Raw genomic sequence first — 5,019 nt, forward strand, 5'->3', positions numbered from 1 at the left:
GGACAGTCCTTCGTCTTGCCGCACGCCTGCGTGCGCTGGCAGACAGACGGCGGTGTCACACGGTGCCATGGTCTGCTTATCGGCGGCGCCAAGTGACATCGCACGTTGAGCTACGTATGCGTCAAGGGGTGCAGGCGCAGACCACCCCCACCGTCCTCCCCTGTTCCCATCACACCGAAAAGGAGTCCCTTCATGAGACTCATGCACTTGCCTTGCCTGTCGTTTCCGCAGGCACCCCGTCCCATCATCCTGGCCGGGCTGATGGTCCTCATCGCTAGTGGCTGCGCTACTGTGCCACCGCCGACTGAACAGCTGGCCAGCGCCAAGGCCGCGGTCGACAGCGCCGCCGTCGACGGCGCGCCGGCCTATGCACCCACCGAGACGCGCCTGGCCACCGAGAAACTGGCCGCCGCGCAGAAGGCCGTGGTCGCGAAGGATTACGTTCTCGCGAAGCAACTGGCCGAGGAAAGCCAGCTCGACGCGCAGCTCGCGGTGCGCAAGATGCAAACCGCCAAGTCCAACAAGGCAGCCGACGAAGCCCGCAAGGCCGCGTCCTCCGGAGGTACCCAATGAACACGCTTTCGATCTTCACCGTCACCGCACTGGCCGCAGCGCTGGTGGCCTGCGGCACCGTGCCGCAACCCAACGCCGCCCTCGACAGGGCCCACGCCAGCTATGAAATGCTGCAAGGCGACCCGAAGGCCGCCGAGTACGCCGGGCCGGAAATGACACAGGCTCGCGAAGCGCTCGCAGCCGGCGATGCGGCCCGCGCACGTGGCGACACGCTGCGCAGCGTCGACCACTTCGCCTACCTGGCCCAGCAGCGCGTGGCCATCGCGCGGGAGGCCACCAATGCCAAGACCTGGGACAAGGCCGCAGCCGATGCCAAGGCCGGCAGCGTCGACGACAAGGCGGCGCGCGAGGTGGCCGCTGCCCGCATGGCAACCCAGGCCAAGGGCGCCGAACTGGCGGTCGCCACGGCCGGTGCGCAGCAGGACAAGGCGCGTGCCGCCGAGCTGGAGTTGCAGCTGAAGGCGCTGGGCTCCAAGCAGACCGACCGCGGCGATGTGATCACGCTGGGTGACGTGCTGTTCGACTCCAACCGCGCCCAGCTGCGTCCCGGCGGCGTGCGCGACATGGGCAAGCTGGTCGAGTTCATGAGGAACCACCCGAAGCGCACCGCGATGATCGAGGGCTTCACCGATAGCCAGGGCACCGAGAGCGGCAACTTCGACCTCTCGACGCGCCGCGCCGAAACCTTGCGCATGGCCTTGATCGACCAGGGCGTCACCGCCGACCGGCTGCGCACGCGCGGCTACGGCGAGGCCTACCCCGTCGCCAGCAACGACAGTGCCGCGGGCCGGCAGATGAACCGTCGCGTCGAGATCATCCTTTCAGATGAGAACGGCGTGTCCAAGCCACGTTGAAATCTGGAGACCACCATGTCCAAGGAGCGCAAGCACGGCAACAAGGAAGTGAAGAAGCCTAAGCAGGCGCCGGTGGCAAAGCCGGAAACGCCGGTGCTGGCGATTCCGGCAATTGCGCCGGCGACACCGGATCGCCAACGCAAGCGGTGATCAGGCCGCGTTTGTAGCCGGGGCCGGTGCCCGGCCGATCGACAGGCCGTAGATGCGCCGGTCGGCCAGGTAGCAGCTGCAGGCGGCTGCCTCCAAGCCGGCGCGGTCGACCACGCGCAACTCGCCGCGGTGGTATTCGATCAGGCCGCTGGCCTGCAGCGTGCCCGCTGCAGCCGTCACGCCGACGCGCCGCACGCCCAGCATGTAGGCCAGGAACTCGTGCGTCATGTAGAAGTGGTCGGATTGCGCGCGGTCCTGGCTCATCAGCAGCCAGCGCGCCAGGCGCGGGCCGATCAGGTGGAAGCGGAGGCAGGCAGCCGAGCCTGCGAGTTGCGCCATCAACACGTGGATGTAGCGGCTCAGGCTGCGTTGCAGCGCGGCACTGCGTGCCAGCTCGCGCCGGAATGGCGCGACGGCGATGCGCAACGCCGTGCCCGGCCCTTGCACCACCGCATGCAGCGGCGCGACCGGCACGCCCAGCGCCACGTGCACGCCCAGCATGCCCTCGCGCCCCACCATGCCGACCTCCAGGCCGGGATGGGTATCGACTTGCGAGATCAACGACACAAAGCCCTCCATCGGGAAGTACACGTGCCGTGTTGGCTGGTCAGCGTCGCTGAGCACCTGGGCGAGCGTCATCTCGACCGCACCTCCCSCAGCAAGMAGACGTTGGCGGTCCGCCCGCGGAAGCAGTTCGATCAAGCCGTTCTCGAGGTTTWTCATGGCGCAGGCAGTCTGGGGCCTGCGCGGCTGCGTCACCGTCTGCCAGCGTACACAGRGCGGCTCAGTCCACYAGCGGCGCGGGYAACAAGCGGTCGTATTCCTTCTTCACCACCGCATAGCACTCACACGTGCGCTGCTCCACCCCCGGCCGGTCGAGCACCGTGATGCGCCCTCGTGCATAGCGAATCAGCCCSGCCTTCTGCARCTTCACCGCGGCCTCGGTGACACCTTCTCGGCGCACGCCCAGCATGTTGGCGATCAACTCCTGAGTCATTACGAGTTCGCTGCCGGTCAGCCGGTCGAGACTCAGCAGCAGCCAGCGGCACAGCTGCTGATCGAGCGAGTGGTGGCGGTTGCACACCGCCGTCTGCGCCATCTGGGTGATCAGCGCCTGCGTATAGCGCAGCAGCAGGTGCARCACCGGCGCGCGRTTGAACTCWTCCTTGATCGTCGATGCCTTCAACCGGAAGCCTCCGCCGGCGCTCTGCACCACTGCGCGGCTGGGCGTCGATTCGCCCCCCATGAACAGCGAGATGCCGACGATTCCCTCATTGCCCACCACGGCGATCTCGGCMGACGAGCCGTTCTCCATCACGTACAGCAGCGAGACGATGGCCGWGGTGGGGAAGTAAACGTGRCTGAGCGCRCGCCCGGGTTCGTAGAGCACCTGGCCGAGCGGCAACTCGACCCATTCGAGCTGTGGTAGCCAGCGCTGCTGCTCTGCGTCAGGCAGGGCCGCCAGCAGATGATTMTGCTTCGGGTCGGGGGAAAGGGCCATGTCACGAAGCTCCGCACAGGGTCGGAGCCGGCGTGGAACGCGTACCGCGCCATACCGCCGATGGCGGCGACTATAGGCGCTCACGGAGTCGCGGTATGTTCGCTATCGAACATATCGCCAAGAATGGAGTGGTCTATCGCTGGTTCTCGTCGCGTCCCGCACCGGCCAAGCGAGCGAAGTTGGCCGCGTCGTGCAGGTTGTCATACGGGATGCAGGCGAAGCGATAGGCACCTTCCTCAAAACGGATTCCCAGCGTGGCCATCAGCGGCAAGTCGGCCTCTGCGGGCGGTGCCGCGACCACCGGCGCCTCGGATCTGTCGGACTTCAAGCGGTGCGTCCTGGTCATGATTTGCCTTTCCTAGAGGTGCAGCAGGCACGCTAGTCATGCGTCGCTGGGGCGTCTGTGCGGTAAGTAACGTTCGCTAGGAATGCCACGACCCTGCGTTCGCCATCGCACAGACCGGATCGGGGCGGGCCCGGCAGACTCGCCGACGGAGCGCTCCCCCATCCCCAAAAGGAAGCCTGCGCACCTGGGTGTTGCGATTCGCTGCATCCTGGGGCTGGGACTTCCCGCCTGACCCACACGCGCTCCCTTTCGGAAGGACACCGCAATGTCTGTCACGCTTCACCCGTCCGACGCCCTCGCCGGACTGCCGCCCAAGAAAACGCTCTCCGCGCCCCACCACAGCACGGCAGCGACACGCAGGCGCATTGCGCCGCGCGCCCCCCTATTCGGCCAGCAAGCGGACGCTGCAGCGCCCGCCACTGGCAGGCGCGCCCGCGCGACTCTCGCGCGACTGCGCAAGGTCAACGAGCAGTTGCTGCAGGCCACGCTGCTTGCGCAGCGCGGGCAGCGCCAGGCAGAACTGGCGCTGAACCGCCAGACCCAACTGATGGCCGTCGTGGCCCACGAATTGCGCAACCCGCTGATGACCTTGTGCACCACTGCCACGCTCTTGCCGCGCGTTGCCGCCGACAAGATTGCACGCCTGCTGGAGATCATCGAGCGGCAGACCGGCCGCATGTCGCGCGTGATTGGCGATCTGCTCGATGTGTCGCGTGTGAATGCCGGCAAGCTGCGTCTGGAGTTCGGCGATGTCGACATCGCCGACGTGGTCGAGGATTCGCTCGTCACCTGCCGCCATGCGATGGCCCGACACACGCAGACGCTGCGGCTCGAATTGCCGTCCCCGCCGGGCAGCATACGCGGCGACGCGGTYCGCCTGACCCAGATCTTGAGCAACCTCCTRGGCAACGCGTCCAAGTACACRCCGGCCGGCGGCGAGATCGCCCTCGTCGTRCAACGCAYGCCGGATGCCATGGTGTTCACCGTCRAGGACAACGGCATTGGCATCTCGCCACGGGCCTTGCTSGAAGTCTTCGACCCGTTCGTGCAGGAACAGCATGCGGTGAAGTTCAATGGCGTCGGCYTGGGACTGGGCCTKGCGGTGGTGCGCGAGCTAGCCGAAGCCCATGGCGGCAGCGTCGAGGCGAGCAGCGCCGGGCTTGGGCARGGCAGCCGCTTCGTCSTCAGGATCCCGATTCGCGATGGAAGACGCTGGACCGAGGCTTCATGACAACCACCGCTTGGTGGCCTGCCTAGTCACCTTGAAGCTGGGGAGAAACTGCCTTCAAGCTGGTACCCGGTCGCGGCTGCCGGCGAGGGTTCTTCTGTCGGAACTTACGAAGAACAACCGCGGCGCGGTGGCCGCAGGCCGGATCCCCAAACTGTCACATATACAGTACTTGCCCGCGCAGACGCCGGGAGACTGCGGTGTTGGACGGACGGCGCCCAATGAGACACCGAATGACAACTAAGCCAATGGTGGTGCGGCCAAGCCACCGGCTCCGCGATCCGACTGTTAATCCGTAGGTCCCTGGTTCGAGCCCAGGTCGAGGAGCCAGTATTGACGGGGCCCGCAGCGATGCGGGCCCTTTGTC

7 protein-coding genes are annotated in these 5,019 nt (G+C 66.7%); 4 read left to right on the plus strand and 3 right to left on the minus strand.

What is annotated here, in order from left to right; translation table 11 throughout:
* Positions 1-192: 192 nt before the first annotated feature.
* From AC1DXV_RS31185 to AC1DXV_RS31195, 3 genes are read left to right on the plus strand one after another with little or no spacing between them, the layout of a single operon-like run.
* The gene (locus AC1DXV_RS31185) at positions 193-573 is read left to right on the plus strand and encodes a DUF4398 domain-containing protein (protein WP_082541570.1); all 381 of its coding nucleotides are present in this window, start codon (positions 193-195) and stop codon (positions 571-573) included.
* Entirely contained in the window at positions 570-1,427 is an 858-nt protein-coding gene (locus AC1DXV_RS31190; RefSeq protein WP_056816092.1) for an OmpA family protein, read from the plus strand. The genes AC1DXV_RS31185 and AC1DXV_RS31190 overlap by 4 nt, the downstream gene beginning before the upstream one ends.
* 15 nt (positions 1,428-1,442) lie before the next feature.
* Positions 1,443-1,577, plus strand: coding sequence for a hypothetical protein (locus AC1DXV_RS31195; protein ID WP_477865914.1), 135 nt, complete (start codon positions 1,443-1,445; stop codon positions 1,575-1,577).
* Here AC1DXV_RS31195 and AC1DXV_RS31200 read toward each other — a convergent pair whose 3' ends face one another.
* The 3 genes from AC1DXV_RS31200 to AC1DXV_RS31210 form a co-directional block, all read right to left on the minus strand.
* Complete coding sequence (locus AC1DXV_RS31200) at positions 1,578-2,216, minus strand: Crp/Fnr family transcriptional regulator (protein ID WP_477865915.1); 639 nt, start codon at positions 2,214-2,216, stop codon at positions 1,578-1,580.
* A 145-nt stretch (positions 2,217-2,361) separates the two neighbouring features.
* Complete coding sequence (locus AC1DXV_RS31205; protein ID WP_477937349.1) at positions 2,362-3,078, minus strand: Crp/Fnr family transcriptional regulator; 717 nt, start codon at positions 3,076-3,078, stop codon at positions 2,362-2,364.
* Between the two features lie 133 nt (positions 3,079-3,211).
* On the minus strand, positions 3,212-3,406 hold the full coding sequence (locus tag AC1DXV_RS31210; protein WP_056816100.1) for a hypothetical protein: 195 nt from the start codon (positions 3,404-3,406) through the stop codon (positions 3,212-3,214).
* Positions 3,407-3,689: 283 nt separating this feature from the next.
* Here AC1DXV_RS31210 and AC1DXV_RS31215 point away from each other — a divergent pair, with 283 nt between their 5' ends.
* Positions 3,690-4,655 carry a sensor histidine kinase gene (locus AC1DXV_RS31215; RefSeq protein WP_477937351.1) on the plus strand — a complete coding sequence of 322 codons (966 nt, stop codon included), beginning with the start codon at positions 3,690-3,692 and terminating at the stop codon, positions 4,653-4,655.
* Positions 4,656-5,019 lie beyond the last annotated feature (364 nt).

The organism is Rhizobacter sp. P3_C12, assembly GCF_056402735.1.

Bases quoted from the DNA above. Each gene is read 5' to 3' on its own strand.
- AC1DXV_RS31185 (WP_082541570.1), top strand. From the start codon at position 193: ATGAGACTCATGCACTTGCCTTGCCTGTCGTTTCCGCAGGCACCCCGT.
- AC1DXV_RS31190 (WP_056816092.1), top strand. From the start codon at position 570: ATGAACACGCTTTCGATCTTCACCGTCACCGCACTGGCCGCAGCGCTG.
- AC1DXV_RS31195 (WP_477865914.1), top strand. From the start codon at position 1,443: ATGTCCAAGGAGCGCAAGCACGGCAACAAGGAAGTGAAGAAGCCTAAG.
- AC1DXV_RS31200 (WP_477865915.1), bottom strand. From the start codon at position 2,216: ATGACGCTCGCCCAGGTGCTCAGCGACGCTGACCAGCCAACACGGCAC.